The 24,796-nt window shown below is 71.1% G+C and carries 24 protein-coding genes; 6 read left to right on the top strand and 18 right to left on the bottom strand.

Annotation, left to right across the window (positions count from 1 at the left end; genetic code table 11):
• Window positions 1–58 precede the first annotated feature (58 nt).
• On the bottom strand, window positions 59–655 hold the full coding sequence (gene pyrR, locus OHA37_RS32055) for a bifunctional pyr operon transcriptional regulator/uracil phosphoribosyltransferase PyrR (RefSeq protein ID WP_266910411.1): 597 nt from the start codon (window positions 653–655) through the stop codon (window positions 59–61).
• 240 nt (window positions 656–895) lie between these two features.
• Between pyrR and bldD the strand changes: the two genes are divergently transcribed.
• Entirely contained in the window at window positions 896–1,396 is a 501-nt protein-coding gene (gene bldD / locus OHA37_RS32050) for a transcriptional regulator BldD (RefSeq protein WP_069929708.1), read from the top strand.
• Window positions 1,397–1,597: 201 nt separating this feature from the next.
• Here bldD and nusB read toward each other — a convergent pair whose 3' ends face one another.
• The 13 genes from nusB to OHA37_RS31985 all read right to left on the bottom strand — a co-directional run bounded on the left by nusB (window position 1,598) and on the right by OHA37_RS31985 (window position 14,734).
• Complete coding sequence (gene nusB, locus OHA37_RS32045) at window positions 1,598–2,035, bottom strand: transcription antitermination factor NusB (protein WP_214948214.1); 438 nt, start codon at window positions 2,033–2,035, stop codon at window positions 1,598–1,600.
• A gap of 2 nt (window positions 2,036–2,037) precedes the next feature.
• A complete protein-coding gene (gene efp, locus OHA37_RS32040) occupies window positions 2,038–2,604 on the bottom strand; it encodes an elongation factor P (protein ID WP_243334327.1) in 567 nt (188 codons plus the stop codon).
• Between the two features lie 59 nt (window positions 2,605–2,663).
• The gene (locus OHA37_RS32035) at window positions 2,664–3,773 is read right to left on the bottom strand and encodes an aminopeptidase P family protein (protein WP_266910408.1); all 1,110 of its coding nucleotides are present in this window, start codon (window positions 3,771–3,773) and stop codon (window positions 2,664–2,666) included.
• Window positions 3,774–3,917: 144 nt separating this feature from the next.
• Window positions 3,918–4,676, bottom strand: a complete 759-nt coding sequence (locus tag OHA37_RS32030) for an AAA family ATPase (RefSeq protein ID WP_266910406.1) — start codon at window positions 4,674–4,676, stop codon at window positions 3,918–3,920.
• A gap of 155 nt (window positions 4,677–4,831) precedes the next feature.
• Window positions 4,832–5,923 (bottom strand): 3-dehydroquinate synthase, encoded by a 1,092-nt coding sequence (aroB, locus tag OHA37_RS32025; protein ID WP_266910404.1) that lies wholly within the window; start codon window positions 5,921–5,923, stop codon window positions 4,832–4,834.
• Window positions 5,920–6,402, bottom strand: coding sequence for a shikimate kinase (locus OHA37_RS32020; RefSeq protein WP_266913271.1), 483 nt, complete (start codon window positions 6,400–6,402; stop codon window positions 5,920–5,922). Before OHA37_RS32020 ends, aroB begins: the two co-directional genes overlap by 4 nt.
• Before the next feature lie 44 nt (window positions 6,403–6,446).
• Window positions 6,447–7,631 (bottom strand): chorismate synthase, encoded by a 1,185-nt coding sequence (aroC, locus tag OHA37_RS32015; protein ID WP_266910402.1) that lies wholly within the window; start codon window positions 7,629–7,631, stop codon window positions 6,447–6,449.
• 178 nt (window positions 7,632–7,809) lie between these two features.
• Entirely contained in the window at window positions 7,810–8,637 is an 828-nt protein-coding gene (locus OHA37_RS32010; RefSeq protein WP_266910400.1) for a shikimate dehydrogenase, read from the bottom strand.
• A 303-nt stretch (window positions 8,638–8,940) separates the two neighbouring features.
• Window positions 8,941–10,671, bottom strand: a complete 1,731-nt coding sequence (gene mltG, locus OHA37_RS32005) for an endolytic transglycosylase MltG (RefSeq protein WP_266910398.1) — start codon at window positions 10,669–10,671, stop codon at window positions 8,941–8,943.
• Window positions 10,672–10,798: 127 nt separating this feature from the next.
• Window positions 10,799–11,269: a Holliday junction resolvase RuvX gene (gene ruvX, locus OHA37_RS32000; protein ID WP_243334308.1), complete on the bottom strand. Its 471-nt coding sequence runs from the start codon at window positions 11,267–11,269 to the stop codon at window positions 10,799–10,801.
• Window positions 11,270–11,271: 2 nt separating this feature from the next.
• Window positions 11,272–13,941, bottom strand: coding sequence for an alanine--tRNA ligase (gene alaS / locus OHA37_RS31995; protein ID WP_266910395.1), 2,670 nt, complete (start codon window positions 13,939–13,941; stop codon window positions 11,272–11,274).
• Window positions 13,941–14,285, bottom strand: a complete 345-nt coding sequence (locus OHA37_RS31990; RefSeq protein WP_266910393.1) for a DUF6167 family protein — start codon at window positions 14,283–14,285, stop codon at window positions 13,941–13,943. Before OHA37_RS31990 ends, alaS begins: the two co-directional genes overlap by 1 nt.
• Window positions 14,286–14,293: 8 nt before the next feature.
• The gene (locus OHA37_RS31985) at window positions 14,294–14,734 is read right to left on the bottom strand and encodes a DUF948 domain-containing protein (RefSeq protein WP_266910391.1); all 441 of its coding nucleotides are present in this window, start codon (window positions 14,732–14,734) and stop codon (window positions 14,294–14,296) included.
• 169 nt (window positions 14,735–14,903) lie between these two features.
• Here OHA37_RS31985 and OHA37_RS31980 point away from each other — a divergent pair, with 169 nt between their 5' ends.
• A complete protein-coding gene (locus OHA37_RS31980) occupies window positions 14,904–17,180 on the top strand; it encodes an ATP-binding protein (RefSeq protein WP_266910389.1) in 2,277 nt (758 codons plus the stop codon).
• Between the two features lie 38 nt (window positions 17,181–17,218).
• On the opposite strand, the gene rpsD is transcribed toward OHA37_RS31980, so the two are convergent.
• Window positions 17,219–17,830, bottom strand: coding sequence for a 30S ribosomal protein S4 (gene rpsD / locus OHA37_RS31975; RefSeq protein WP_008740451.1), 612 nt, complete (start codon window positions 17,828–17,830; stop codon window positions 17,219–17,221).
• Window positions 17,831–17,885: 55 nt separating this feature from the next.
• Between rpsD and OHA37_RS31970 the strand changes: the two genes are divergently transcribed.
• The gene (locus tag OHA37_RS31970; RefSeq protein ID WP_443046241.1) at window positions 17,886–18,776 is read left to right on the top strand and encodes a DUF2470 domain-containing protein; all 891 of its coding nucleotides are present in this window, start codon (window positions 17,886–17,888) and stop codon (window positions 18,774–18,776) included.
• 14 nt (window positions 18,777–18,790) lie between these two features.
• Here the strand turns inward: OHA37_RS31970 and OHA37_RS31965 are convergent, their stop codons facing one another.
• The 3 genes from OHA37_RS31965 to OHA37_RS31955 form a co-directional block, all read right to left on the bottom strand.
• Window positions 18,791–19,501 carry an HNH endonuclease family protein gene (locus tag OHA37_RS31965; RefSeq protein WP_266910385.1) on the bottom strand — a complete coding sequence of 237 codons (711 nt, stop codon included), beginning with the start codon at window positions 19,499–19,501 and terminating at the stop codon, window positions 18,791–18,793.
• 150 nt (window positions 19,502–19,651) lie between these two features.
• A complete protein-coding gene (locus OHA37_RS31960) occupies window positions 19,652–21,007 on the bottom strand; it encodes a replication-associated recombination protein A (RefSeq protein WP_266910383.1) in 1,356 nt (451 codons plus the stop codon).
• Window positions 21,008–21,075: 68 nt separating this feature from the next.
• Window positions 21,076–21,696, bottom strand: a complete 621-nt coding sequence (locus OHA37_RS31955) for a vitamin K epoxide reductase family protein (RefSeq protein WP_266910381.1) — start codon at window positions 21,694–21,696, stop codon at window positions 21,076–21,078.
• A 156-nt stretch (window positions 21,697–21,852) separates the two neighbouring features.
• On the opposite strand from OHA37_RS31955, the gene OHA37_RS31950 reads away from it, so the two are divergent.
• Genes OHA37_RS31950 through OHA37_RS31940 form a run of 3 tightly spaced genes read left to right on the top strand, consistent with a single transcriptional unit; the run spans window position 21,853 to window position 24,793 of the window.
• Window positions 21,853–22,731, top strand: coding sequence for an ABC transporter ATP-binding protein (locus tag OHA37_RS31950; protein WP_266910379.1), 879 nt, complete (start codon window positions 21,853–21,855; stop codon window positions 22,729–22,731).
• Window positions 22,728–23,597, top strand: a complete 870-nt coding sequence (locus OHA37_RS31945) for an ABC transporter permease (RefSeq protein WP_266910377.1) — start codon at window positions 22,728–22,730, stop codon at window positions 23,595–23,597. The genes OHA37_RS31950 and OHA37_RS31945 overlap by 4 nt, the downstream gene beginning before the upstream one ends.
• Window positions 23,555–24,793 carry a sensor histidine kinase gene (locus tag OHA37_RS31940; protein WP_266910375.1) on the top strand — a complete coding sequence of 413 codons (1,239 nt, stop codon included), beginning with the start codon at window positions 23,555–23,557 and terminating at the stop codon, window positions 24,791–24,793. The genes OHA37_RS31945 and OHA37_RS31940 overlap by 43 nt, the downstream gene beginning before the upstream one ends.
• Window positions 24,794–24,796: the final 3 nt, after the last annotated feature.

Raw genomic sequence — 24,796 nt, 5'->3', positions numbered from 1 at the left:
GGGTGCGGGCAGGGCAGCCTGCGGCGCGGACCCGAGGGGTCCGGCCGTCGGCGAGGGGCTACTGCCCGGCTGCCCGGTCGGTCCGCTGGCCGAGCAGCACGGCGTCACGGCCGTCCTCCTCCTGGACCTGGACCTGGACGTTCTCCCGCAGCGACGTGGGGAGGTTCTTGCCGACGTAGTCGGCGCGGATCGGCAGTTCGCGGTGGCCGCGGTCGACGAGGACCGCGAGCTGCACCGCGCGGGGGCGGCCGAGGTCGCCGAGGGCGTCGAGGGCGGCGCGGATGGTGCGGCCGGAGAAGAGAACGTCGTCGACGAGGACGACCAGGCGGCCGTCGATGTCGTCGCCGGGAATCTCGGTGCGGCCGATCGCCCGGGCGGGCTTCATCCGCAGATCGTCGCGGTACATGGTGATGTCGAGGGAGCCGACCGGGATCTTGGCACCGGTGATCTCTTCGAGCTTGGCGGCCAGCCGGCGGGCGAGGAACACGCCGCGGGTGGGAATGCCGAGGAGCACCACATCGTCGGCGCCCTTGGCGCGTTCGACGATTTCGTGGGCGATACGGGTCAGAACACGGGCGATGTCCTGCGCTTCGAGAACGGGGCGCATGACTTCGGCGGCTGTTTCCTGATCCTGCTGATCGTGCTGAGTGTCCATGAAAAGGACCTCCTTCTCCGCCTCACGGGACGGACCTTAAAGGACGTCGGATCTACGCGTTCCAAGGTACCAGGGGGATCCCCGCGACCGGACATCGGGGCAGACCAGGACCCCTCTTAAGTGGGCGTTGGAGACCATTCGGCTTGACGCATCCAAGTAACGCTGCGTAACCTCACAGTGAGTTACCAGCCGCGCGGCGGAGCCGCACGTGGTCATGTCGTCACAGCGTCCGGGAGCGTTATGTCCAGCGAATACGCCAAACAGCTCGGGGCCAAGCTCCGCGCCATCCGCACCCAGCAGGGCCTTTCCCTCCATGGTGTCGAGGAGAAGTCCCAGGGCCGGTGGAAGGCCGTGGTGGTCGGTTCTTACGAGCGCGGAGACCGCGCCGTGACCGTCCAGCGTCTTGCCGAGCTGGCGGACTTCTACGGGGTTCCGGTGCAGGAACTGCTGCCGGGTACGACCCCCGGCGGAGCGGCCGAGCCGCCGCCGAAGCTGCGCCTGGACCTGGAGCGCCTGGCCCACGTACCCGCCGAGAAGGCCGGCCCGCTGCAGCGTTACGCGGCGACCATCCAGAGCCAGCGCGGCGACTACAACGGCAAGGTGCTCTCGATCCGCCAGGACGACCTGCGCACCCTCGCCGTCATCTACGACCAGTCGCCCTCGGTCCTGACCGAGCAGCTGATCAGCTGGGGCGTGCTGGACGCGGACGCGCGTCGCGCGGTGGCGCACGAGGACATCTAGTCCCCCAGGCCTCAGCAGAAACGTTTACCGGTGGGTGCCGGGAGCCGACAGGCTCCCGGCACCCACCGGTTTTTCATGCCCGCGGCCGGGCCGCCGAGGCAGCTCCGGCGCCGTCACGGCCACGAGTCCGGGCAGACGACGGAGGGCCCGCAGCGCGCGTGCGCTGCGGGCCCTCCGTTCACGCCGTACCGGCGGCGCCGGTCAGCTCTCGCTGCGACGCAGCTTCGGCTTGAGGTCCTTGAAGCGGCCGAGCAGTCCGTTCACGAACGAGGGCGACTCGTCCGTGGAGAACTCCTTGGCCAGCTGGACGGCCTCGTCGATGGCCACGGCGTCCGGGGTTCCGTCGACCCAGATCAGCTCGTAGGCACCGAGACGCACGATGTTCCGGTCCACGACCGGCATGCGGTCGAGGTCCCAGTCCACGGCGTAGGTGGCGATCAGATCGTCGATGCGGTCCACCTTGTCGGCGTACCCCTCGACGAGTTCCATGGTGAACTCGTTCACCGCGGGCTGGCGGTCGGTGTCCGACCGCGAGTGGCGGACCCAGTCCGCGAGGACCTCGCGCACGGAGACCCCGCGCTGGTCGGCCTCGAACAGGATCTGGAAAGCGCGCTTGCGCGCGTTGCTCCGGGCAGCCACGGTTAGCTGTTCACCCGGCCGAGGTAGTCGCTGGTGCGGGTGTCGACCTTGATCTTCTCGCCGGTGTTGATGAAGAGCGGGACCTGGATCTCGTGGCCCGTCTCCAGCGTCGCCGGCTTGGTGCCACCGGTGGAGCGGTCGCCCTGGACGCCCGGGTCGGTGTGCTCGATGGTCAGCTCGACGGCGGCCGGGAGCTCGACGTAGAGCACCTCGCCCTCGTGGCGGGCCACGGAGGCGGTGAAGCCCTCGATCAGGAAGTTGGCGGCGTCGCCGACGGCCTTCTTGTCGACCATCAGCTGGTCGAAGTCCTCCATGTCCATGAACACAAAGTACTCGCCGTCCATGTAGGAGAACTGCATGTCGCGGCGGTCGATGGTGGCCGTCTCGACCTTGGTGCCGGCGTTGAACGTCTTGTCGACGACCTTGCCGGACATGACGCTCTTCAGCTTGGTGCGCACGAAGGCCGGGCCCTTGCCGGGCTTGACGTGCTGGAACTCGACGACGGACCAGAGCTGGCCACCGTCGAGCTTGAGCACCATGCCGTTCTTGAGGTCGTTCGTGGAAGCCACGGTTTGGGAATCTCCTGCACTGGAGGACCACGGGTGCGCGCACAGCCCGGCGACGCGGGCTAGAGCGCGAGCAGCTCCTTGGTCGTAATGGTGAGTAGCTCGGGACCGCCGTCCGCCTCGGGGCGTACGACGAGCGTGTCATCGATCCGGACGCCGCCCCGGCCAGGGAGGTGAACCCCCGGCTCGACGGTGACCGGCACGCAAGCGTCCAGTTTACCCATGGCCGTAGGTGCAAGCTGCGGGTCCTCGTCGATTTCGAGACCGACACCGTGTCCGGTCCACGCCGCGAGGGCCTCGCCGTGACCTGCGGAGTCGAGTACGGAGCGGGCCGCGTGATCCACATCGCGGTACGCGGCCCCGGGCAGCAGGGCCTCCCGGCCCGCCCGCTGGGCGGCGAACACCAGCTCGTAGAGCTCGATCTGCCAGTCGGCGGGGGTCGTGCCGATCACGAAGGTGCGGCCGATCTCGCAGCGGTAGCCCCGGTAGTTCGCGCCGAGGCAGACGGAGAGGAAATCACCCTCCTCGACCCTGCGGTCGGAGGGCCGGTGCCTGGAGCGGCCGGAGTGCGGGCCGGTGCCGACGGAGGTCGGGAAGGCGGGGCCGTCCGCCCCGTGGTCCACCAGGCGGCGTTCCAGCTCCAGCGCGAGGTGCCGTTCGGTGCGGCCCACCAGGATCGATTCCAGCAGCTCCCCGAGGGCCTGGTCGGCGATCTCGGCGGCGATCCGCAGGCAGGCGATCTCCTCCTCGTCCTTGACGAGGCGCTGCTGTTCCACCGCGGTCCCCAGATCGGCCAGGCGCAGCCCGGGCGCCACCGAGCCGAGGGCCCGGTGCCGGCCGACGGTGAGGTGGTGCTCCTCGACGGCCAGGGATTCGGCGCGGGCCGCGAAGGCCGCGTCGGCCGCCGCGACGGCGGGATCCGCTCCGGGGCCGGCCAGCACGGAGAGCCGCAGGTTCTCGTCGAGCCGTCCCTCGTCGGCCTCCCCGGTGGGCTGCCCGGCGCAGAACAACATGTCCTCGCCGCCCGGACCGAGCAGCAGGACGGCGCCCAGCGGCGACGCCCCGGAGAGGTAACGGACGTTCGCCGGACGCGTGATGAGTGCGGCGGCGTTTCCGGCGGCCGCACAGCGGTCGCGAAGCAGGCCCCGGCGGGCCGCGTACACGTCTGACATGTTTCCGAGCCTACGAGTGCTGCGCGCATCCGGCCTGGTGAGCGCGGCCGTACGGGGGCCGGGCCGGGCACGGCGGGCGCCGCGGGCAGGGATACGACGGGCCGGTCAGCAGGCCGGTCCAGCAGGCAGGTCCAGAAGGCCGGTTCAGTAGGCCGGCTGGGAGATGGCGCGGGCCAGGGTCTCGTCCAGGGCGCGGGCGGTGCCCTCGACGTCCAGGTGGGAGTTGTCGATGATCGGCAGCCCCGATCCGTACCAGCCGGCCATCCGGCCGTGGATCCGTGCGACCTCCTCGTCGGAGAGCCGCCGGTTTCCGGAGCGGGCGGCGTTGCGCTCCAGGACGATCTCCAGGCCGGGCAGCAGGACGACCGGCAGCAGAGCGGGCCCGACGTGCCGCTTCCACCCGCCGAGGCCCACGACCGGCCGGTCGGGGAACACGGCGTCGTCGAGGATGCAGGAGATCCCGTTGGCCAGGAAGTTCCGGGCGGCGAAGCCGCAGGTGCGGCGGGCGAGGCGGTACTGCGCCTCGGAGTGGTCGTTCCAGCCGGCCTGCGGATCCGCGAAGCCCGAACAGACCCATTCCCGTACGTCGTCCAGGCTGATGTGCGCGGTCGGGACGGGCCGGGTGCCGGCCCAGTGCCGGGCCACCGTGGTCTTGCCGGCGCCCGCGGGGCCGATCAGCAGCACCGCGAGGGTGGCGCCGCCGGTGCCGGGGGCCACGGGCGGGAGCGGGACGTGCCCGGTGAAGCCGTCCGGCGGGCCCGGCGAGGCCAGGGGCGCGGCGTGCCCGGAGGGCACGGGAGGCGCGGGCCAGCCGGCCACCGGCGGTACGGGCGGATGCGGGGGCGCCGCCGGGTGCTGACTCCCCGGCGGCTCCCAGCCCCCGCCTCCCACTCCCTGCTGCATCCGCTGCCACTCCGTCTCGTTCCACCACGACTGATACGAGAACGTTATATGACCCCGGAGGCTCACCGGGTCACGCGGTCGTGAGACGGCACTGCCCCCACCGGCACAGAACACTTCGCTCCGGTTCGGGCAGGTTCGTACCGGCCCTGGTGGACTCAGGCCGTGACCTCGCCGAATGCTGCCACGAGGACGGCCGGGTCGGGGCCCTCCAGGACGGTCGGCTTCGCCAGCCCGTCCAGGACGATGAAGCGCAGCAGGTCGCCCCGGGACTTCTTGTCGAGCTTCATGGTCTCCAGCAGCTTGGGCCACTGGTCGCCGCGGTAGGTCAGCGGCAGACCCACCGAGGCCAGGACGGCCTTGTGCCGGTCGGCCGTCGCGTCGTCGAGCCGGCCCGCGAGCCGGCCGAGTTCGGCGGCGAAGACCATGCCGACCGAGACGGCGGCGCCGTGGCGCCACTTGTAGCGCTCGTTCTTCTCGATGGCGTGCGCGAGGGTGTGCCCGTAGTTGAGGATCTCCCGCAGGCCCGCCTCCTTGAGGTCGCTGGAGACCACGTCGGCCTTGACCTGGATGGAGCGGCAGATCAGCTCGGCCGTGTGGGGGCCCGCCGGCGTGCGCGCCGCCTCGGGGTCCGCCTCGATCAGGTCGAGGATCACCGGGTCGGAGATGAATCCGGCCTTGATGATCTCGGCGAGACCGCTGACGTAGTCGTTGACCGGCAGCGATTCCAGCGCCGCCAGGTCGCAGAGCACGCCGGCCGGCGGGTGGAAGGCGCCGACGAGGTTCTTGCCCTCGGCGGTGTTGATGCCGGTCTTGCCGCCGACGGCCGCGTCCACCATCGCCAGGATGGTGGTCGGGACGGCGATCCAGCGCACCCCGCGCAGCCAGGAGGCCGCGACGAAGCCCGCGAGGTCGGTGGTGGATCCCCCGCCGACGCCGACGATGACGTCGCTGCGGGTGAAGCCGGACTGGCCCAGCGCCTTCCAGCAGTACGCCGCCACCTCGGCCGTCTTGGCCTCCTCGGCGTTCGGCACCTGGATGGCGACGGCCTCGTACCCCTGGGCGGCGAGGTCGTCCCGCAGCGCCTCACCGGTCGAGGCGAGGGCCTCGGGGTGGATGACGGCGACCCGCTGGGCCTTCGTACCGATCAGGGAGCCCAGCTCGCCGAGCAGCTGCCGGCCGACCCGCACCTCGTACGCGTCGTGCCCGGCGCTCGCGCCGACCTGGATCCGCGTCACCTTGTCCGTCATGCGTTCTTCAACTCCAGAGCGTCGAGGACCGCCTGGGCGACCTCTTCGGGGGTGCGCTCGTCGGTGGCCACCACGACGCGCGCGACTTCGGTGTACAGGGGGCGCCGGGCGTCCATCATTTCGCGCCACTGGCGGCGCGGGTTGACGGCGAGCAGCGGGCGCGCGGCGCCGAGGCCCACGCGCTTGACGGCTTCCTCGACGTCCATCGAGAGGTAGGCGACGGGCAGCCCTGTCAGCAGCTCGCGCGTCTTGTCGTCGAGGACGGCGCCGCCGCCGAGGGCGAGGACGCCCTGGTGTCCGGCGATGGCCGCGGCGACCGCTTCCCGCTCCAGCTCACGGAAGTACGGTTCGCCCGCGTCCACGAAGATGTCGGAGATCTCCCGGCCCTGGGCCGCGACGATGTCGGCGTCGGTGTCCCGGTAGGTGACTCCGAGCCGCTGGGCGATCAGCTCGCCCACGGTGGACTTGCCGGACCCCATGGGGCCGACGAGGACCACCAGGGGTCCGGTCGAGCTGGTGCCCGTCACCGGATCTGCAGGTTGTCGAGGTAGGAGCGGACGTTGCGGCGGGTCTCCGGGACGGAGTCGCCACCGAACTTCTCCACGACGGCGTCGGCCAGCACCAGGGCGACCATGGCCTCGGCGACGATGCCCGCGGCGGGCACCGCACAGACGTCGGAGCGCTGGTGGTGCGCGACGGTGGCCTCGCCGGTGGCGACGTCCACGGTGGCGAGGGCCTTCGGCACGGTCGCGATCGGCTTCATCGCGGCGCGTACGCGCAGCAGCTCACCCGTGGTCAGACCGCCCTCGGTGCCGCCGGAGCGGCCGGAGGTGCGCTTGATGCCCTCGGGGGTGTTGACGATCTCGTCGTGGGCCTGCGAGCCGGGCACGCGGGCCAGGTCGAAGCCGTCGCCGACCTCCACGCCCTTGATGGCCTGGATGCCCATGAGCGCGGCCGCGAGGCGCGCGTCGAGGCGGCGGTCCCAGTGCACGTGCGAGCCGAGGCCGACGGGCACGCCGTAGGCGAGGACCTCGACGACGCCGCCGAGGGTGTCGCCGTCCTTGTGGGCCTGGTCGATCTCCGCGACCATCGCCTTCGACGCGTCGGCGTCGAGGCAGCGCACCGGGTCGGCGTCGAGCTTCTCGACGTCGGCGGGGGTCGGGTAGACGCCGTACGGGGCCTTGGCGGCCGCCAGCTCCACGACGTGGGAGACGATCTCGATGCCCGCGACCTCCTTGAGGAAGGACCGGGCGACGGCGCCGAGGGCCACGCGGGCGGCGGTCTCACGGGCGCTGGCGCGCTCCAGGATCGGCCGGGCCTCGTCGAAGCCGTACTTCTGCATGCCGGCGAGGTCGGCGTGGCCGGGGCGCGGCCGGGTCAGCGGCGCGTTGCGGCCGGTGTCCTTGAGGAGCGAGGGGTCGACCGGGTCGGCCGACATGACCGTTTCCCACTTGGGCCACTCGCTGTTGCCCACCATCACGGCGACCGGGGAGCCGAGGGAAAGTCCGTGGCGAACACCCCCGAGAAATGTCACCTCGTCCTGCTCGAACTTCATCCGGGCACCGCGGCCGTAGCCGAGCCGGCGCCGGGCGAGGTGGTCGGCCACCAGCTCGGTGGTGACCGGGACGCCGGCGGGAAGCCCCTCCAGCGTCGCTACCAGAGCCGGGCCGTGGGATTCCCCGGCCGTCAGCCAACGCAACCTGCTCAACGATGCTCCTCGTGCTCGCGCCTGATTCATCGATGGCGCGATCGGGTGCGCGGCCCTGACCCGCCTTCACCCGATCCTCCCATGTCCGGGCCCGTACACCGCCCTCCGGTCCAGCTATCGGACGGCGGTACACCCGGGCCCGGGGCGACATGTGGATCTAGAAAGGTTCCGTTTCGGCTCAGTGGCGGGCGCGCAGCGCCGCCTCGCCCGCGGCGCGCATGGCCCCGAGCGGAGCGGTGGGACAGCCGGTCATCAGCTCGACCTGGAGGACCGCCTGGTGGACCAGGAGGTCGAGGCCACCGAGGAGCTTGCCCCCGCGCTGCGTCCAGGCCGCGGCCAGGGGCGTGGGCCAGGGGTCGTACAGGACGTCGAAGAGGGTGCCCGCGGCGGCGGGAACGGAGGCGGCCAGTTCGTCCGTGGCACCGGCCGGGGTGGTGGCGATGACCAGCGGCGCGGCCAGCCCCTCGGCCGCCCGCGACCAGTCGGCCGTACGGACGTCCACGCCGAGGCGATCGCCCCACGCGCGCATCTCCGCGGCCCGGGCCTCGGAGCGTACGTAGACGGTCACCTCGCCGGTGCAGACTCGGGCCAGCGCGGCGAGCGCCGAGGAGGCGGTGGCGCCGGCGCCGAGGATCGCGGCGGACTCCACTTTCTCCACACCCTGCTCGCTCAGCGCGGCGAGCAGGCCGGGGATGTCGGTGTTGTCACCGATCTTGCGGCCGTCCTCGGTGAAGACGACGGTGTTGACCGTCTCCACGGAGGCGGCCGTGTCGCTGATCTCGTCGAGCAGCGGGATGATCGCCCGCTTGAGCGGCATGGTCAGCGACAGCCCGGCCCACTCGGGGCCGAGCTGCGCGATGAAACCGGGGAGCGCGGCCTCGTCGATCTCGAAGCGGTCGTACGACCACTCGCCGAGGCCGAGCTCCTGGTACGCGGCGCGGTGCAGCACCGGCGAGAGGGAGTGCTCGATGGGCGAACCCAGCACCGCGGCCCGCCTGCGGTGCATCGCGCTCCTAAAGCATTGATTTCCGGTTCCCCTCATCACGGGAAGGAATTTTAGCATCCAACGCGTTGCACCCAGCCGAGCACCCTAGAGGCTTGCTGCTGGGACGTATTGCCAACCACCGCAGCACCGGATCCCGCAATTCCCGCAAGCGAAGAACCGGATGCACGGATATCCAGCGAGCCCAAACCGGCCCAACTGAGGTCAAATTTACGAAATAGACCGAATTCAGCACTAGAGCGGGCCCCCACCTGGCCTTGCGGCCGGGCGGGGGCCCGTCAGTGGCATTCTCAAGCGCCCGGCCCACTAGCGCCCGCGCTGCTTCTCGTACTCTTCACGGTTTCGGTTGTGCTCGTCGTTTGTCACCGCGAATAGAGTCTTGTCCTCATTCACCGACACGAAGTAGTACCAGGGGCCCGGCTCCGGATTGAGCGCCGACTTAAGCGCGTCGGGGCCCGGGTTACCGATCGGACCTGCGGGCAGACCCTTGATCTTGTACGTGTTGTACGGGTCATCCAGCTTTCGGAGGGCGTCGACCGAACCGACGTCCAACGTGCTCTGGCCCTTCATGTAGTTGATGGTGGAGTCGAAGTCGAGCAGACCGTACGTCTCGGTGTTGCCGGGCTTCAGGCGGTTGTAGACCACTCGCGAGATCTTGTCGAAGTCGTGCTGGTACTTGCCCTCAGCTTGGACGAGGCTCGCGACAGTGACGAGCTGCAGCGGGTTGCTCAGCCCCAGCTTGGCCGCCTGCCCCTTGAGGTCCGCGTTGCCGTAGGCCTCGTTGGCCTTGCCCACCATCTGCTTCAGCAGCACCTGGGGGGTCGCGTCCTTGCTCAGGTCGTAACGCGCCGGGTAGAGGAAGCCCTCCAGCGGGTCCTTGATGTCCTTGTTGGTGTTGGCCCAGTCCGGCAGCCCGAGGTTCTTCGCTTCCTTGGCGGCGACCGTCTTGGTCGTGCCGGGGGCGAGCTTGAGCCGCTGGTCGATCGCCTCGTAGACCTGGACGTTGCGCCAGCCCGGGATGACGTCGAGGGCGTTCATTCCCGCCCCGTTCACCATGAGGGCCACGGCGGCCTGGGCCGACATGTGCTCCTTCATCGTGTACGAGCCGGCCTGGATGAAGTTGCCCTTGGGGTTGGCCGCGGCGGCGGCTACGAAGGCACCAGCACTCTTGACCACGCCGGCCGCCTTGAGGATGCGGCCCATCTCCCCTGTGCCCGCGCCCTTGGGGATGTCGATGGAGACCGAGCCCGTGCCATCGCCCGCGTAGTCCTCGGCCGCGGAGAACTTGTCCTTCAGGTAGCTGTAGCCGTAGTAGCCGCCACCTCCGACCACGCCGACGATGACCACGGCCGCGATGAGGCAGGCCATGCCGCTGCGCTTCTTCGGTTTGCCGCCGGAGCGGCCCGAACGGCGGCCGCCGCGACCGCCGTCGTCGCCGTCACCATCGTCGCCGTCGTCGTCACCGCTGCCGCCGCCCGCGAGGAAGGAGTCCGCCGCGGCGTCCTCTTCTTCCTGCCACGGCTCCTCGGTCTGCAGGTGCCTCATGCTCGGCGGCCGCGGAGGCGGAAAGGCCTCGGGGGTGCCGTAGAGGTCGGGGGCCTCGCCGGGGTAGTTGCTCGCCTGCTGCTGCGCGTACGGATCCGCGCCGGCGTAGGGGTCGGCGGCCTGCGGGACCGCGGCGTACTGGCCCTGCCCGGTGTCCCAGACCTGGCCCTGGCCCCCGTACGACTGCTGGTGCTGCGGGTGCTGCTGCTGGTGCTGAGGGTGCTGCGGGTGCTGCTGGGGGTGCTGCGGATACGGCATCTGCTGCTGTTGCTGCTGGTACGGCATCTGCTGGGCCTGGGGGTACTGGCCCTGGCCCTGCTGCTGCGCGTAGTAGGCCTGCTGAGGCGCAGGCTCCTGCTGGTACTGCTGCGGGCCTCCGACATAGGGCATCTGACCCTGCTGGGCCTCGTGCCCGGTCCACCCCTGGTCCCCGTACTGCGGGTCCTCGGGGTGCCACGGTTCGGGGCCAGGGCCCCGGCCATACTCAGTCATCGATCCCCTAGCGCGCCGCAGGGCGTTGGCCGCGACTCCGTCTGCCGCGACACACGGTTCCGCCTCTTCTGATGGGCGACGGCTGTTCGAATGCCGTCACATCGCGCGGAACGTTACCGTATCGCGATCAGACAACCACTTCGACGCACTCACCGGGCGGATTACCTGATACCCGTTCGGTCTCAAGAGCGTTCTGCAGGATCACCACGGCGGCCGCCTGATCGATGACGGAACGGCTCTTCTTCGCGTTCTTCCCCGAGGCCCGCAGGCCCTGGGCGGCGGTGACCGTCGTCATCCGCTCGTCCACCAGACGCACCGTCACGGGCTTGATGCCCTTGGCGAGTTCCGTGGCGAAGGCGCGGCACTTGGCCGCGGCCGGCCCTTCCCGCCCGCTGAGCGAGCGGGGCAGACCGACCACCACCTCGATGGGCTCGTACTCCGCGACGAGCTGCCGCAGCCGCCGGTGGGCGAAGGGAATGTCCCGGCCCGGAACGGTTTCCACCGGTGTGGCCAACACCCCATCGGGGTCGCACGAGGCGACCCCGATCCGGGCGTCACCGACATCGATGGCCAGACGGCGGCCGCGGCGCAGTGTCATCTTCAGGCCGTCTCTACGACGAGGCGCTCGACCGCGGCGATGGCCTCGGGGATGGCGGCCGGGTTCTGGCCACCGCCCTGGGCCACGTCCGGCTTGCCGCCGCCGCCGCCACCGAGGGTCTTGGCGGCCGTACGGACCAGCTCGCCGGCCTTGAGACCGCGCTCGCGGGCGGCCTCGTTGGTGGCGATGACGGTCAGCGGGCGGTCGTTCGCCGTGGTGAACAGGGCGACGACGGTCGGGCGGTCGCCTTGGATGCGGCCACGGACGTCGAGGACCAGCTTGCGCAGGTCGTCGGCGCCGGTGCCGTCCGGGACGGTGCCCACGACGAGCGCGACGCCGCGGATGTCCTGGGCGCCGGCGGCGAGACCGGCGGCGGCCTGGAGGACCTTCTCCGCGCGGAACTTCTCGATCTCCTTCTCGGCGTCCTTCAGCTTGCCGAGCATGGAGGCGATCTTCTCCGGCAGCTCCTCCGGACGGCCCTTGACCAGCTCCTGGAGCTGGGCGACGACCGTGTGCTCCTTGGCGAGGAAGTTGTACGCGTCCACGCCCACGAGGGCCTCGACGCGGCGCACGCCGGAGCCGATGGAGGACTCGCCGAGCAGCTTCACCAGGCCGAGCTGGCTGGTGTTGCCGACGTGCGTGCCGCCGCACAGCTCCTTGGAGAAGTCGCCGATGGTCACGACGCGCACGCGCTCGCCGTACTTCTCGCCGAACTCGGCGATGGCACCCTGCTTCTTGGCCTCGTCGATGCTCATGATCTCGGCGGTGACGTCGAGCTCGCGCGAGAGCACGTCGTTGATCTTGTGCTCGACGTCGGTGAGGACCGAGCCGGGCACCGCGTTCGGCGAGCCGAAGTCGAAGCGGAAGCGGCCGGGCGAGTTCTCGGAACCGGCCTGGGCGGCCGTCGGGCCGAGCGCGTCGCGCAGGGCCTGGTGCGTCAGGTGCGTGGCCGAGTGGGCGCGGGCGATGGCCCGGCGGCGCTGGATGTCGATGGCGGCGTACGCGGAGGCGCCCACCGTCACCTCGCCGACCTGGACGGAGCCCTTGTGTACGGAGACGCCGGGGACCGGCTGCTGCACGTCGCGGACGACGATGACGGCGCCCGAGTCGAGCTTGATGCGGCCCTGGTCGGCGAGCTGGCCGCCGCCCTCGGCGTAGAAGGGGGTGCGGTCCAGGACGACCTCGACCTCGTCGCCCTCGGAGGCGGCGGGCGCGGAGACGCCGTTGACCAGGAGGCCGACGATGGTGGACTCGCCCTGGTTGGTGGCGTAGCCGGTGAACTCGGTGGCGCCGGAGCCGTCGGCGATCTCCCGGTAGGCGGACATGTCCGCGTGGCCGGTCTTCTTGGCCTTGGCGTCGGCCTTGGCGCGGTCCCGCTGCTCCTGCATCAGGCGGCGGAAGCCGGGCTCGTCCACGGCGAGGCCCTGCTCGGCGGCCATCTCCAGGGTGAGGTCGATCGGGAAGCCCCACGTGTCGTGGAGCAGGAACGCCTTGTCGCCGGCCAGGACCGTGCCACCGGCGGCCTTGGTCTCGGACACGGCGGTGTCGAGGATGTTGGTGCCGCCCTTGATGGCCTTGAGGAAGGCGGCCTCTTCGGCGAGCGCGACGGTCTCGATGCGCTTGCGGTCGGTCACGAGCTCCGGGTACTGCTGCCCCATCGTCTCGATGACCACGTTGACCAGGTCCTGGACGACCGGGCCGGTGGCGCCCATGAGGCGCATGTTGCGGATGGCTCGGCGCATGATGCGGCGCAGCACGTAGCCGCGGCCCTCGTTGCCGGGGGACACGCCGTCGCCGATGAGCATGGTCGAGGTGCGAATGTGGTCGGCGACCACGCGCAGCGAGACGTCCGTGCCCTTTTCGGCGCCGTACTGCACGCCGGTCAGCTCGGTGGCCTTGTCCATGACCACGCGCAGGGTGTCGGTCTCGTACATGTTCTGCACGCCCTGCAGGATCATGGCGAGGCGTTCGAGGCCGAGACCGGTGTCGATGTTCTTCGACGGCAGGTCGCCCAGGATCGGGAAGTCTTCCTTCCCGTCGCCGGCGCCGCGCTCGTACTGCATGAAGACCAGGTTCCAGATCTCCACGTAGCGCTCGTCGTTGACGGCGGGGCCGCCCTCGACGCCGAACTCGGGACCGCGGTCGTAGTTGATCTCCGAACAGGGACCGCAGGGGCCCGGGACGCCCATGGACCAGAAGTTGTCCTTCTTGCCCAGGCGCTGGATGCGCTCCTGCGGGACGCCCACCTTGTCGCGCCAGATGGCCTCGGCCTCGTCGTCGTCGAGGTAGACCGTGATCCAGAGCTTCTCGGGCTCAAGGCCGTAGCCACCGTCCGCCACGGAGCTGGTGAGCAGCTCCCAGGCGTACTTGATGGCGCCTTCCTTGAAGTAGTCGCCGAAGGAGAAGTTGCCGCACATCTGGAAGAACGTGCCGTGGCGGGTGGTCTTGCCGACCTCTTCGATGTCCGGCGTACGGACGCACTTCTGCACGCTGGTGAGCGTGGACGCGGGCGGCTTGACCTCGCCGAGGAAGTACGGCTTGAACGGCACCATGCCCGCGGGCACCAGCAGCAGAGTCGGGTCGTCCGCGATGAGCGACGCCGAAGGGACAACGGTGTGACCGCGCTCCTCGAAGAAGCTCAGCCAGCGGCGGCGGATTTCAGCCGACTCCATCAGTGGTCCTCATTCCGGTTGTACGTAACAGTCGAACGGTTCGTGTTCTGGTCGTGCTCGATGGCCCGCAGCCGCCGCGGCCCGGGAAGGGCGGTGACGTTGGCGGGCAGGTCGGGATCCTGGTGGAGTCCCAGTGCGTCGTTCAGCTCGTCCTCGCGCTGCGACATCCCCGACTTGACGTCGAGGGCGAAGTCCTTGAGGCGGTGGCCCGCCTCGATCGCCTTGTCGGCGGCCTGCGCGGCGAGGCTCTCCGGCGTCAGCTTCTTGAGCTGCCGGTTGACCTTGGTGGTGGCCCACACGCCGGCGGCCGCGCCGGCGGTGAACCAGAAGGCTCGGCGGAACATCGGAGATCTCAGCCCTTCTGCTTCCGGCGCCGGGCGGCCGGCACCGTACGGCCGACGATCACGGTCCGTCGGGAGGTCTTGGCCGGCGCGTCCTGCGGGGTCGCGCCGGCCTTGCCGAGCGCCTTGCGGACGCCGTAGCCGAAGGCCGCGACCTTGACGAGCGGGCCGCCGAAGGTGGACGCGACGGTGGAGGACAGCGCGGAGGCGTTGGAGGTGACTTCCTGTACGTCGCTCGCGATGGCGTCGACCCGGTCGAGCTGGGTGCGGGCGGAGCGAACGGTGGTGGAGGCGTCCGCGAGCAGCGGGACGGCCTGCTCGGTCACGTCGGCCACCAGTTTGGTGGTCGCCTTGAGCACCTGGGCCAGCCTCACCAGCACCACGGCGAGGAAGGAGACCAGGATGGCCCAGAAGACGGCCACCAGGATCCCGGCCACCTCTCCACCGGACACGTTCACACCGCTCTCTACAGATTGATCACCAAGCGAAAAAGTCGTCCTCCGACCCTATCGCGCCGGAGATCCGCCGCAGTACCGCAATTCCGGGGCGCCGCGCCCGCCGGGCGGCGGGAACCGGCCCGCCTTGTACGCAGCGCATGCGGACCAGTACGCTCCGTGTCCCATGCGACAAGGACCCATTCCACGAAGGACGCCGGGCAATCTTCCCTCGGACCTGAGCGGCTTTGTCGGGCGGGGCGGGGAACTCACCGAGCTGGGGCGGCTGCTGGACGCCTCGCGGCTGGTCACGGTGACCGGCGCGGGCGGCGTGGGCAAGACCCGCCTGGTACTGGCGGCCGCCAGGGCGGCCGCCGACGCGGCGGCCGGTCCCGACGAGGCCGGTGGCGCTGCGGACCCGGCGCAGGAACGCTACTGCGATGGCGTGTGGCTGGCCGAGCTGGCCTCCGTACGGGATCCGGCGCTGCTGGAGCTGACGCTCGCCGAGGCGCTCGGGCTGACCGACCACACCACCCGTCCACCCCGGACGGTCCTTGCCGAACACCTGGCCGAGCGGCGGCTGCTGCTGGTCCTGGACGGCTTCGAGCAGCTGGTCGACGAGACCGCCGACCTGGTACGGGACCTCCTGCGCCGCTCCCCCGGCCTGCGCGTGCTCGCGGCCGGCCGGCGCCCGCTGACCCTCGACGGGGAGCTGTCCTGGCCGCTGGCCCCGCTGGGGCCGGAGGAGGCCCTGGCCCTGCTGATCGAGCGGACCTCGGCGGCCGATCCGGCCTTCTCCGTGACGGAGTCCAACCGGGCGGAGCTGGCCGAGCTGTGCGCCCGCCTCGACGGCCTGCCGCTGGCGCTCGAGCTGGCGGCGGGCCGGCTGCGCACGCTGTCGCCGGCGCAGGTGCTGTCCCGGCTGGAGGACCGCTTCGCCCTGCTGACGGGCGGCTCGCGCGGCGCGCTGCCCCGGCACCGGGCGCTGCGCACGGCGATCGGCTGGAGCCACGAGCTGTGCACGTCCGGGGAGCGGCTGCTGTGGGCGCGGCTCTCGGTGTTCGCGGGGCAGTTCGACCTGGACGCCGCCGAGTACGTGTGCGCGGGGCCGGACCTGCCGGTGGATTCGGTGCTGGACCTGGTCGGGGAGCTGCTGGGGCAGTCCCTGCTGGTCCGGGAGGAGACGGCGGCCGGGGTCCGCTACCGGATGCTGGAGAGCGTACGGATCTACGGGGCGGGCTGGCTGGAGTCGCTGGGCGACGCCCGGCGGCTGCGGCGCCGGCACCGGGACTGGTACATGGGCCTGGCGACCTGGTGCGAGCTGGACTGGTTCAGCCCGCGCCAGGAGGAGGTCGCCGCACTGGTGGAGGCGGAACTGCCGAACCTCCGGCTCGCGCTGGAGTGCTGCCTGGACGAGCCGGAGGAGATCCACCTGGGCCAGTACCTGGCGGGCACCCTCTGGTTCTACTGGGCGGGCTGCGGCCGGCTCACCGAGGGCCGGCACTGGCTGGACCGGACCCTGGAGGTCGACCTCGGGCGCACCGGCTCGACGGGGGTGGAGTACGAGAGCTCCCGGCTGAAGGCGCTGTGGGTGCTCGGGTACGTGGCCGCCCTGCAGGGCGACTCGGTGGCCTCGATGAGCGCGCTGTACGAGTGCCGGGACGGGGCCGCGCGGAGCGAGAACCCGGTGGCGGGTGCGTACGCCGTCCACCGGATGGGCTGCCTGGCACTGGTCTCGGACGACATGGCCCGGGCCGGGGAGCTGCTGGGCTCGGCGCTGGAGCGCTACCGGGAAGCCGGGGAGCTCAACAGCAACGTGCTGATGTGCCAGGTGGAGCTGGCGATGGCGCTGGCCTTCCAGGGGGAGCTGGCGGGCGCGCTCACCCTGTGCCGGGAGGTCCGGGACATCTGCGAGGAGCGCGGGGAGCGCTGGACCAAGGCGTACGCCCTGTACGTCCTCGCGTACGCGGCGCTGGACACCGGAGGCACGGCCGAGGCGCGGCTGCTGCTGGCCGAGTGCGTGGCCATCAACCACACGTTCCGCGACCTGGTGGGGCTGGTGCTGGCGGTGGAGCTGCTGGCGCTGGTCACGGTCGCCGAGGGGCATCCGGCGGAGGCGGCCGTCCTGCAGGGCGCGGCGGAGCCCCTGTGGGACGGGGTGGGGATGCGGCTGTTCGGCTCGGGGTACTTCAACGCCCCGCGGCTGATGTGCCAGGAGCGGGCGGGCGAACTGCTGGGCGCCGAGCGGTACGCGTCCTGCGCCCGGCACGGCCGGACCCTGCCGCTGGACGTTCTGGTGGAGCGGGCCCTGCGGGGACCGGAGCCGGCGCCCGTGCCGGCGGGTCCGCTGCCGAGGCCGCGCGGCGCCGCGGAGCGGGCCGAACGGACCGAGCGGCCGTTGGCGCACCCGGGGGCGAAAAACAGGAAACCCGCCGGCTCCCCCGAGGGGGAACCGGCGGGCTGAACCAGCCTGTGAGGGCTACGTCCGCTGGTACTGCTGGATCAGCGGGCGTAGTACTCGACGACCAGCTGCTCGTCGCAGATGACCGGGATTTCCTTGCGGTTCGGGTCGCGGTCCAGGCGGAAGGCCAGGGCCTTCAGGTTGACCTGCAGGTAACGCGGGGTTTCGCCCTCGCCTGCGTAGCCACCCTCACGGGCAACCTGGAACGGAACCTTCTCGCGGCTGCGCTCGCGCACCGTGATGACGTCGTCCGGACGGACGCGGAACGACGGCTTGTCGACCTTGTCGCCGTTGACCTCGATGTGGCCGTGAACGACCATCTGGCGAGCCTGGTAGATGGTGCGGGCAATGCCCGAACGCAGAACCAGGGCGTCGAGGCGACGCTCGAGCTCGACGACCAGCGCCTCGCCCGTCTTGCCTTCGGCCTTCTTGGCGCGGTCGTACGCGCGGGCCATCTGACGCTCAGAGATGTCGTACTGAGCGCGCAGACGCTGCTTCTCCAGCAGACGAACCTTGTAGTCCGAGTTCTGCTTGCGGCCACGGCCGTGCTCGCCCGGCGGGTAGGGGCGGGCCTCGAAGTACTTGACGGCCTTCGGGGTCAGCGCAATGCCGAGGGCACGCGACTTCTTGACCTTGGGTCGCTTCTGGTTCACGTGGAACCTACCTCCATGTAAGTTAGGTGAGGCTTACCTTAGCGAGGAGGACGTAATGTCTCGACCACATGGGATCCCCCTGCCCAGTGCGCACCGAAGTTCAGATCCAAACGAAACAGGATCTGCTTTCGGCGACGATAAGCAAGGTCAGCCGCGTCCCAGGGAAGGCGTTCGGCAGCTCACCGGAGCCGAACGCGTACGAACCCTCGTAGAGTCCAACGCCTCAGTATCCCTCACGCTCCCCGGTGCTCGTGACCAGGGGGAGTTCGGGACAGGGATGCCGGCCGCAAGGACCGTCACCCCGGACGGGGACGTGATTCTCCTGGTATCAGGGGAATCCGCGGCTGCCAGGGCAGCCGCTCACGCCCAGGACGACGACCTCACCGCCGTGATCGAGATCACGGATGTGGCGCCGGTGTCCGTGCCCCATCGTATCCGAGGCCGCGCCTGGCTCGCCGGGTGGCTCACGCCGGTGCGCGGGGCCGCCGAGCGGGCGGCCTGCGCGGCGCTGCTGGCCGAGCGGCACCCGGTCGGCGAGCTCCTCGGCCTGACCGAGTCCCTCGACGCTCCGCCCGCCGGGCGGCCCGCCTGGATGCTGCTGCGCCTGGAGGTCGGCGAGATCTCCGTGGACGACCTGTGGGGGGCCGAGCACGTGGACCCCGAGCTGCTGGCCGGGGCCGAGCCCGACCCGATGGTGGCCCACGAGACGGAGCTCCTCCAGCACCTGGCCTCTTCGCACGGGGACCGGATGGGTGACCTGTGCGGCCTGCTGGGCACCCGGGAGACGGCGGACCTGACGGCGGTCCCCCTCGCGCTGGACCGGCTGGGCCTGCGCGTGCGCTTCACCCGCGGCGCCACCGCCTTCGACGCCCGCTTCGACTTCCCGGAGCCGGTGACCGACGTCTGCGGCCTGCGCCGGGCGATGAGCACCCTCTTCGCCGGTTAGGCCGACTGGGCGGGCTAGGCCGGGCAGGTGCCGAGCATCTCCTGCAGCGCCTGCTTCTCCGGCGGGGTCACGGAGAGCCCGTACTTCGCCTTGATCCCGGTGTACCGCCGCGCGTACTCGCACCAGTAGCCCTTCTGGGGCGGCTTCCACTTGTCCGCGGTCTTGCTGCTCTTGTCGTAGTTGGTCTGCTTGTCCACGGCGAGCAGCACGTCCAGGTCGTTGGCGTACTCCAGGCGCCGCTGCGGGGTCCAGGCGTACGCGCCCCCGCGCCAGGCGGCGCCGAGGGCGACGACGTGGTCGGTCTGGATCTGCGAGGCGCGGCGGTAGTAATAGGGGAGCTCCTTCCCCGTGTACGGATCCTTCAGCACCCCGGACAGCACGACGCAGGGGTTCCTGTCGCCCTCGCGCAGCTCCCGGAGGTCCCTGCGCAGGACGTCGTCGCGGGTGTCGCAGCCGTTGCGTCCGCCGATGGCGTCGGTCTCGTCGGACCAGTACTTGCCGAAGTTCTCGCGCTTGTACGTCTCCCAGTTCTTGCCCCACTCGACCTTGAGCTTGCCCAGCTGGGTCTTGGCCGTGGCCGCGGTGGGCGGGAACCCGGCGCTCGCGAGGGGGACCTGGGCGACGAGTGCGGCGGCGCTGGCCTGTGCCCTTTCGCCGTCTCCGTGGTGACACCCACTGAGCAGCAGCGTGGCCGCGACGGCGATGAGCGGAGCGGGACGTCCCATGCGACGGAGCCTAGGCCCGGCCCTCTTGCCCGGCACCCGCGACACGACGCCGCTGCGCGGGGTGAAGCCCCGGCCTCAGCCGCATTCAGCCCCGCCGGCGTTGGAGGCGCGGGGGTCCGGGGGCGGCGCCCCCGGGAGCGGCCCCGCAGGTCAGGAGCCGGCGCCCCGGAGCCGCTCGCGGACCTTTTCCACCACGTCCGCGTAACGGGCTTCGGCCCCGTACCGGGTCGGCTCGTAGTACCGCTTGCCGTGCACGGCATCCGGCGCGTACTGCTGCGCAGCAATCGCGCCGGGCACGTCGTGCGGGTACACGTACCCCACCGCGTGCCCCAGCTTCGCCGCCCCCTTGTAGTGGCCGTCGCGGAGGTGCGCCGGGACGGTCCCCGCCAGTCCGGCCCGGACATCGGCCAGCGCCGCGCCGATCGCCGTCGTCGCGGTGTTCGACTTCGGGGCCAGCGCCAGCGCGATCGTCACGTGCGACAGCGTGAGCGAGGCCTCCGGGAAGCCGATCATCGCCACCGCCTGGGCGGCGGCCACGGCGAGCGGCAGGGCCGTCGGGTCGGCCAGTCCGATGTCCTCGCTGGCCGAGATCATCAGCCGGCGCGCGATGAACCGCGGGTCCTCCCCCGCTTCGATCATGCGGGCCAGATAGTGCAGCGCCGCGTCCACGTCCGAGCCCCGGATCGACTTGATCAGCGCGCTCGCCACGTCGTAGTGCTGGTCGCCGTCCCGGTCGTACTTCACCGCGGCCCGGTCGACGGCCTCCTCCACCGTCTGGAGGCTGATCTCCGGCTCCCCCTTGGCGATCGCCGAGCCCGCGCCCGCTTCCAGGGCCGTCAGCGCGCGCCGCGCGTCTCCGCCGGCGATCCGCAGCAGGTGCGCCTCCGCGTCCGCGGGCAGGGTGACCGCGCCCCCGAGGCCCCGTTCCTCCGTCAGCGCCCGGTGCATCAGGGCGCTCAGGTCCTCGTCCGTCAGCGGTTCCAGCGTCAGCAGCAGCGAGCGGGACAGCAGCGGGGAGATGATCGAGAAGTACGGGTTCTCCGTGGTCGCGGCGATCAGCGTGACCCAGCGGTTCTCCACGGCCGGCAGCAGCGAGTCCTGCTGCGCCTTGCTGAAGCGGTGGATCTCGTCGAGGAAGAGGACGGTGTCCTTGCCGTATCCGCCGGCCGCCCGCTTGGCGCCCTCGATGACGGCCCGTACTTCCTTCACACCGGCGGTGATCGCGGACAGCTCGACGAACCGCTTCTTCGTCGCCTGGCTCACCACGTACGCGAGCGTGGTCTTACCGATGCCCGGCGGGCCCCAGAGGATCACCGAGGAGGCGCCGGCGGGACCGCCCGCTCCGTCCCCGACGAGCCGGCGCAGCGGGGAGCCGGGCTTCAGCAGGTGCTGCTGCCCGACGACCTCGTCCAGGGTGCGCGGACGCATCCGGACGGCGAGCGGAGAACTGGAGGGGTCCTTCGCCTGGCGGTCTTCGGCGGCTGCGGTGAAGAGATCTGGTTCCACACCGGAAGCCTATGCGAGCCCACCGACACTCCCGTCCGGACGGATCAGGTGGGCGGGAGGTCAGGAGGTCAGGACATCCAGAAGTCCCACCAGCGGGTCAGGATCAGCATCCCGATGATCCCGATGTGCAGGACGGGCAGCACCCAGGTGAACTCGTCGAAGAGGCCGCGCAGCCAGCCGGGGGCCGGCAGCAGCCTGTGGCGGACGTTGTGCGAGGTGACGTACCAGAACATGACGATGGTGGCGACCCAGGCCAGGCAGCACCACAGGCACAGGGAGTTGATGTTGTACAGCGACTGGTACATCAGCCAGGTGCAGAAGCCGACGCCGAAGAGCATCCCGGCGTTCAGGGTGAGCCAGTACCAGCGCGGGAAGCGCGCCCGTGCGAGCAGGCTCATGCCGACGCACACGACCATGCCGTAGGCGACCAGGCCCAGCATCGGGTTCGGGAAGCCGAAGACCGACGCCTGGTCGCTCTTCATGATGTTGCCGCAGGAGACGATCGGGTTGAGGCTGCAGCCCGGGACGAAGTCCGGGTCCTCCAGCAGCTTGAACTTGTCGATCGTGATGACCCAGGCGGCGAGCAGACCCGCGGCTCCCGTGATCACCAGCAGCAGGGCGAGCGCCCGGCTGCCGCCGACGGCCGTCCGCGGCTCGGCGGTGTCCGTATCGGTCCCTCGTGTCGTCATCCGGCCCGCTCCACATCTGCAAGGTCAACAAGCACCGGCCATTGTGCCGTACCCGGCCGGGCTGTCCACCGTCCGGCGACTGTCCACCGATCGACGGACAGGAGGCGGTACGCACGGGGGGACCGGTGGGCGGGCTTCCGCCACACCATGGGAGACATGACAGAGAACGCGGTGGAAGTACGGGGGCTCCGCAAGCAGTACGGCGAGGTCACCGCAGTGGACGGACTGGACCTGACGATCCGGCGGGGCGAGGTCTTCGGCCTCCTGGGGCCCAACGGCGCCGGCAAGAGCACCACGGTGGAAATACTCCAGGGGCACCGGGAGCGGGACGGCGGCGAGGTGCTCGTCCTCGGCGCGGACCCCGCGACCGCCGGCCGGGCCTGGCGCTCGCGCGTCGGCATCGTCTGGCAGGACGAGTCGGCGCCCGCCGAACTGACGGTACGGGAGACGGTCGAGCACTTCGCCCGCTACTACCCGGCCCCGCGCGATCCGGCCGAGGTGATCGCCCTGGTCGGCCTGGAGGGCAAGCGCGGCCACCGGCTCAAGACCCTCTCCGGCGGGCAGCGGCGCCGCCTCGACGTGGCGCTCGGGGTCATCGGCGACCCCGAGCTGCTGCTCCTGGACGAGCCCACGACCGGTTTCGACCCGGCGGCCCGGCGGCAGTTCTGGGACCTGATCCGGCTGCTGTCCGACTCGGGCACCACCATCGTGCTCACCACCCACTACCTGGAGGAGGCCGAGGCCCTCGCCGACCGGCTCGCGGTCATCGCCCGCGGCAAGGTCGTGGCCGAGGGCGAGCCGGCCGCACTGCGCGCCCGCCTCGGGACCGGCGCCACCGTCGAGTGGACCGACCGGGACGGCGGCCCGCGCAGCACCTCCACCGAGACGCCCACCCGTACGGTCGCGGAACTCGCGGCCCGCTTCGACGGGGAGGTCCCCGACCTGAGGATCACCCGACCCACCCTGGAGGACGTGTACCTGCGCCTCACGGGCCAGCTCGACCGGAACACGACGCGGCAGGGGGAGCCCCGATGAGCACGCAGACGGGTACGAGTACGGGCAAGGCCACGGGCACGCGTACGGGCACGGGCGGGGCCGGGGCGCTGCCCGGCGCCTGGTCCCTCGGTCTGAGCCGCGGGGTGCTGGAGATCAGGCAGTTCGTCCGCCAGCGCGACGCGGTGATCTTCACCTTCGCCTTCCCCATCGTCTTCCTCGCGCTCTTCGCCTCGATCTTCAGCGAAGGCATGGAGGGCACCGGGGTCACCGCCTCCCAGATGTACGCGGCAGGCATGGTCGCCGCCGGCATCATGTCCACCAGCTTCCAGTCCCTCGGCATCTCCATCGCCGTCGAACGCGACGAGAAGGTGCTGCGCCGGCTGCGCGGGACCCCGATGCCGCCGGCGGCGTACTTCCTCGGCAAGGTGTGGATGGTGCTGGCCACCGGCCTCGCCGAGACCGCGATCCTGCTGCTGGTCGGCTCCACCCTGTTCGACCTCGATCTGCCGACGTCCGCCGCGAAGTGGCTGACGTTCGCGTGGATCTTCACCCTGGGCCTGGCCGGCTGCGCCCTGCTCGGCATCGCGATCAGCAGCCTGCCCAAGTCCGGCAAGAGCGCCAGCTCGGTCGTGGTCCTGCCCTTCCTGATCCTGCAGTTCATCTCAGGGGTGTTCATCCCGGTCCACCAGATCCCCGACTGGCTGCTGAACATCGGTGCGCTGTTCCCGCTCAAGTGGATGTGCCAGGGACTGCGCGGGGTGTTCCTTCCCGAGTCCGCGGCCGTTTTCGAACAGGCCGGTGCCTGGGAGTATGGGCGGGTCGCCCTGGTCCTGGGCGCCTGGGTGCTCGGGGGGCTGGTGCTGTGCCTGCTGACCTTCAAGTGGAAGAACCGGCGCGACGGCTGAGCGGCTTCGCGGAGGCGGCCGGAGCGCGCGAGTCCCACGTCTGGGACCGCGCGTTCGGGCCGTGGGACCTCTACTTCGGGGTCGTGTGGATCGCGACCGCGGCCTTCGTCCTCGGCGCGGACTCCCCCGGGCCGGCGTACCGGATCACCGCCGCCGCCCTGCTCGCCCTCCTGATCCCCTGCTACCTGGGCGCCGGACGCCCGCTGCTCCTGCTGGAGCCCGGCGCCGAGTCCCGGCGCTCCGCCCGCTACCTGGGCGTGGCGCTGGCCCTCTTCCTGCCGGCCGCCGCCCTGGCCGGCGAGGCCCGGCTGATCACCTTCGCCCTCGCCCCGCAGTGCTTCATGCTGCTGCCGCTGCGGCGGGCGGTCACCGCGGTGGGCCTGCTGTGCCTGCTGCCGGTGGCGGGCTGGGCGCTGGTGTGGCGGCCGGAGGGGCACTTCGTCTTCGCGAGCGGGCTCGGCGCGCTCGTCACCTTCCTCTTCTCCGCCTTCTTCGGTGCCTGGATCATCCGGATCATCGAGCAGAGCCGGCAGCGGGCCTCCCTCATCGCGGAACTCGACGCCAGCCGGGAGGAGGTGGCCCGGCTCTCCGCTGAACGCGGCGCCCACGCAGAAAGGGAACGCATGTCCCGCGAGATCCACGACACCCTCGCCCAGGGCTTCACCAGTCTGCTGATGCTCGTACAGGCCGTGCAGTCGGAGCTGGACACCGATCCGGAGCGGGCCCGGCGCCATCTGGACCTGATGGCCGTCACCGCCCGGCAGAACCTGGCCGAGGCCCGCGCCCTGGTCGCGGGCGGCGCGCCCGCCGATCTCGACGGCGGTTCGCTGCCCGACGCGGTACGGCGGCTCGCGGCCCGGCACGATCCGCCGGCGGCCGTCTCGGTGACCGGGGAGGTCCGGCCGCTGGCCGCGGTGCTGGAGGTGGTGGCCCTGCGGTCCTGCCAGGAATCCCTGTCGAACGCCGCCAAGCACGCCGGACCGCAGGCCCGTTGTGCGGTGTCCCTCGCCTACGGGGGCTCCGAGCTGACCCTCACGGTCCGGGACACCGGCCGGGGCTTCGACCCGGCGGCCCCCGCCCCCGGCTACGGCCTGCGGGGACTGTTCGCCCGCGCCGCGGAGGTGGGCGGCGCCGCGAGGGTGGACAGCGCCGCCTCGGCCGGAACCACCGTCACCGTGACCCTCCCGATCCGCTGAGGA

It is taken from the genome of Streptomyces sp. NBC_00335 (assembly GCF_036127095.1).
Lineage (GTDB): Bacteria > Actinomycetota > Actinomycetes > Streptomycetales > Streptomycetaceae > Streptomyces.
This window is presented reverse-complemented; position numbering and strand designations above follow the sequence as displayed.

Coding starts and splice junctions, on each gene's coding strand:
- ruvX (WP_243334308.1), bottom strand. CDS start 11,269: ATGACACTGCGCCGCGGCCGCCGTCTGGCCATCGATGTCGGTGACGCC.
- pyrR (WP_266910411.1), bottom strand. CDS start 655: ATGGACACTCAGCACGATCAGCAGGATCAGGAAACAGCCGCCGAAGTC.
- OHA37_RS31970 (WP_443046241.1), top strand. CDS start 17,886: ATGTCTCGACCACATGGGATCCCCCTGCCCAGTGCGCACCGAAGTTCA.
- mltG (WP_266910398.1), bottom strand. CDS start 10,671: ATGACTGAGTATGGCCGGGGCCCTGGCCCCGAACCGTGGCACCCCGAG.
- OHA37_RS32020 (WP_266913271.1), bottom strand. CDS start 6,402: ATGGGGTCCGGCAAGTCCACCGTGGGCGAGCTGATCGCCCAGCGGCTC.
- OHA37_RS31955 (WP_266910381.1), bottom strand. CDS start 21,696: ATGACGACACGAGGGACCGATACGGACACCGCCGAGCCGCGGACGGCC.
- OHA37_RS31980 (WP_266910389.1), top strand. CDS start 14,904: ATGCGACAAGGACCCATTCCACGAAGGACGCCGGGCAATCTTCCCTCG.
- bldD (WP_069929708.1), top strand. CDS start 896: ATGTCCAGCGAATACGCCAAACAGCTCGGGGCCAAGCTCCGCGCCATC.
- OHA37_RS32030 (WP_266910406.1), bottom strand. CDS start 4,676: ATGCAGCAGGGAGTGGGAGGCGGGGGCTGGGAGCCGCCGGGGAGTCAG.
- OHA37_RS31945 (WP_266910377.1), top strand. CDS start 22,728: ATGAGCACGCAGACGGGTACGAGTACGGGCAAGGCCACGGGCACGCGT.
- alaS (WP_266910395.1), bottom strand. CDS start 13,941: ATGGAGTCGGCTGAAATCCGCCGCCGCTGGCTGAGCTTCTTCGAGGAG.
- OHA37_RS31950 (WP_266910379.1), top strand. CDS start 21,853: ATGACAGAGAACGCGGTGGAAGTACGGGGGCTCCGCAAGCAGTACGGC.
- OHA37_RS31990 (WP_266910393.1), bottom strand. CDS start 14,285: ATGTTCCGCCGAGCCTTCTGGTTCACCGCCGGCGCGGCCGCCGGCGTG.
- OHA37_RS32035 (WP_266910408.1), bottom strand. CDS start 3,773: ATGTCAGACGTGTACGCGGCCCGCCGGGGCCTGCTTCGCGACCGCTGT.
- OHA37_RS32010 (WP_266910400.1), bottom strand. CDS start 8,637: ATGCACCGCAGGCGGGCCGCGGTGCTGGGTTCGCCCATCGAGCACTCC.
- aroB (WP_266910404.1), bottom strand. CDS start 5,923: ATGACGGACAAGGTGACGCGGATCCAGGTCGGCGCGAGCGCCGGGCAC.
- OHA37_RS31965 (WP_266910385.1), bottom strand. CDS start 19,501: ATGGGACGTCCCGCTCCGCTCATCGCCGTCGCGGCCACGCTGCTGCTC.